Here is a 2,774-nt window from a genome sequence, read left to right on the forward strand (position 1 = left end):
CTCAAGATTGTTTACCTGATCAGTATGATAAATGCTATCAGTATCAAGGATGAAGGATGACCTCAACCAAACAATCATTCCCCAGCTTTTTGTCTTTTACTAGAGGGCCTAGTCTATCCATCAAACTAATGGTAGCGGGACTAGTGATTACTGGGTGCTTTATCGTAGTAGCCATTTTCGCTCCCACCTTTCAAGCTTGGGGATGGCTACAAGACCCTACCCAGTCCCTCAGTAATCCCATTCATGAAGCACCGAGCTGGAATCACTGGTTTGGTACCTCTCGCCAGGGTTATGATGTTTTCTCTCGCACCTGGTTTGGCTCTCAAGCTGCTCTAAAAGTAGTCGTTCTCGCTACCACCCTCAGCCTGATCATTGGTGTCCCTTTGGGGTTAATCAGTGGTTATCTCGGTGGCAAACTCGATCGGGTATTACTGTTTTTAATGGATACGATCTATACCTTGCCAGGACTACTGCTATCGGTGACTCTGGCCTTTGTAGTCGGTAGAGGAGTCTTCAATGCTGCGATCGCATTAAGTATTTCCTATGTCCCCCAATACTATCGGGTAGTCCGGAATCACACCACTAGCGTCAAAACTGAATTGTTCATCGAAGCCGCTCAAGCCCTGGGGGCTTCCCCTGGTCGGATATTATCGCGCTATCTATTTCTGAATGTGATTCAAAGTGTACCAGTTCTATTTACCCTCAACGCCGCTGATGCGATTTTAATCTTGGGAGGACTGGGATTTTTAGGATTAGGATTGCCAGAACAAACCCCAGAGTGGGGTCATGACTTACGTCAAGCCCTCGATGCCTTACCCACTGGGATTTGGTGGACAGCCCTTTTCCCTGGTTTAGCCATGACACTGATGGTGGTAGGATTGTCTTTAGTAGGAGAAGGATTAAGCGAGTTGATTAATCCCCGATTTCGTCAGAAACATTGAAATTCCCTAAAACTCTTTTGCCTCTTGCCTTTTGCCTATTGCCTTAAAATGAATCACGACGAATGACTCAAAACTAATGACTCAAGCCATAGGCATTGATTTAGGTGGCACTGCGATTAAGTTGGGACGCTTCCGTGAAGATGGAACCGAACTGGAGTCTCTAACAGTAGATACACCCCAACCAGCAACACCAACAGCGGTGATCGAAGCAATAGTAGCAGCAATCTCTCGTCTCGATACCAGGGAAGAAGTAATTGGTATCGGGGTTGGATGTCCTGGCCCTGCTGATGTTGCTGGAAGAATTGCTAAAGTTGCCATTAATCTAACCGATTGGCACGATGTTCCCCTAGCCGATGAGTTAGAAGACAAAGTCGGTTATCCCACAGTTCTTGCTAATGATGCTAACTGTGCTGGTTTAGGAGAAGCTTGGTTAGGGGCTGGTCGTCGGTTTCGGAATTTGATTCTACTCACCCTAGGCACAGGGGTAGGAGGGGCAATCATTTTCGATGGTCAACTCTTCACAGGTCATCTCGGGTCTGCTGGGGAGTTGGGCTTAATTAATCTATATCCCGATGGTCCCGAGGGTAATAGTGGTAATCGGGGTTCTCTAGAGCAATACCTTTCCATTAGGGCAATCCGAAGCAACAGTGGCAAAGAACCAGCAGAACTTGGTAAATTAGCCCAGCAAGGAAACCAGGAAGCCTTAGAATTTTGGGCAGATTACGGACGCTTATTAGGGATTGGGCTAACTAGTCTTATTTATCCACTGACACCAGAAGCCATTATTATTGGTGGTGGTATAAGTGCTAGTGCCGAGTTTTTCTTGCCAGCAACTCTAGCAGAAATAGAGCAACGAGTTTTGCCTTCCTCCCGTACTGGTTTAGAGTTACTTAAAGCAGAATTAGGTAATCGAGCTGGAATGGTGGGAGCAGCACGATTGGCTTGGCAAAAACACGTAAAATGAAGAATTAAGAATTAAGAATGAAGAATTAAGAATTAAGAATTAAGAATTAAGAATTAAGAATTAAGAATTAAGAATTAAGAATTAAGAATGGAGAATTTAGAATTTAGGTTGAAGGTTGTTTTATGGAAAGGATAAATTAGTGCGTAGGGTGTGTTAGGGGCGGGCTTGCCCTAATTTTCTCAGTAGCCAGTTTTGGGACAGCCCGCCCCGTAACGCACCACCAGGTCTGCCCATACCCTATTGATTCCAAAAAACCATGATTGCCAGTCCACAGCGTTACCGGATGACTTCCCAAGAATACCTGGAGTGGGAACGGACTCAGGAGATTCGTTACGAGTATAGCGATGGGGAAGTCTTCGCCATGACCGGAGGCTCGAAACCTCACAACCGGATTGCTTTAAATTTGGCTAGTGATCTAAATACTCACCTACAAGACAGTAGCTGTGAGGTCTATATCGCAGATGTGAAGGTAAAAATATCTTCAGTTCGTTCCTACCACTACCCAGATGTAGTAGTAACTTGTGATTCCAGAGATCAAGAGTCTAACCAGTTTATTCAGTATCCCTGTCTGATTGTAGAAGTGCTCTCACCCTCTACAGAGGCATATGACCGGGGCAGTAAGTTTGCTAAATACCGTAAGCTAAAAACCTTGCAGGAGTATGTTCTAATCCAGTCAGAGACAATAGGAGTAGAGTGTTTTAGACGTAATCAGCAAGGGTTTTGGGTACTTTATCCTTATGAAAAAGGAGATAGCTTTATCCTCGAAAGTGTCAACTTTTCTCAGAATGTATAATTTAGAATGAATAATTTAGAATGAAGAATGAATAATTTAGAATGAAGAATGAATAATTTAGAATGAAGAATGAATA

General features: G+C 44.1%; 3 protein-coding genes. All 3 read left to right on the top strand.

The window, feature by feature from the left end; genetic code table 11:
- Positions 1 to 56: 56 nt before the first annotated feature.
- The 3 genes from F6J94_RS32630 to F6J94_RS32640 all read left to right on the top strand — a co-directional run bounded on the left by F6J94_RS32630 (position 57) and on the right by F6J94_RS32640 (position 2,698).
- Entirely contained in the window at positions 57 to 941 is an 885-nt protein-coding gene (locus F6J94_RS32630; protein ID WP_293019411.1) for an ABC transporter permease, read from the top strand.
- A gap of 76 nt (positions 942 to 1,017) precedes the next feature.
- Positions 1,018 to 1,905, top strand: a complete 888-nt coding sequence (locus F6J94_RS32635) for an ROK family protein (RefSeq protein WP_293047835.1) — start codon at positions 1,018 to 1,020, stop codon at positions 1,903 to 1,905.
- A gap of 256 nt (positions 1,906 to 2,161) precedes the next feature.
- On the top strand, positions 2,162 to 2,698 hold the full coding sequence (locus F6J94_RS32640; RefSeq protein ID WP_293047837.1) for a Uma2 family endonuclease: 537 nt from the start codon (positions 2,162 to 2,164) through the stop codon (positions 2,696 to 2,698).
- Positions 2,699 to 2,774 lie beyond the last annotated feature (76 nt).

The organism is Moorena sp. SIO1F2, from assembly GCF_010672755.1.
GTDB lineage: Bacteria > Cyanobacteriota > Cyanobacteriia > Cyanobacteriales > Coleofasciculaceae > Moorena.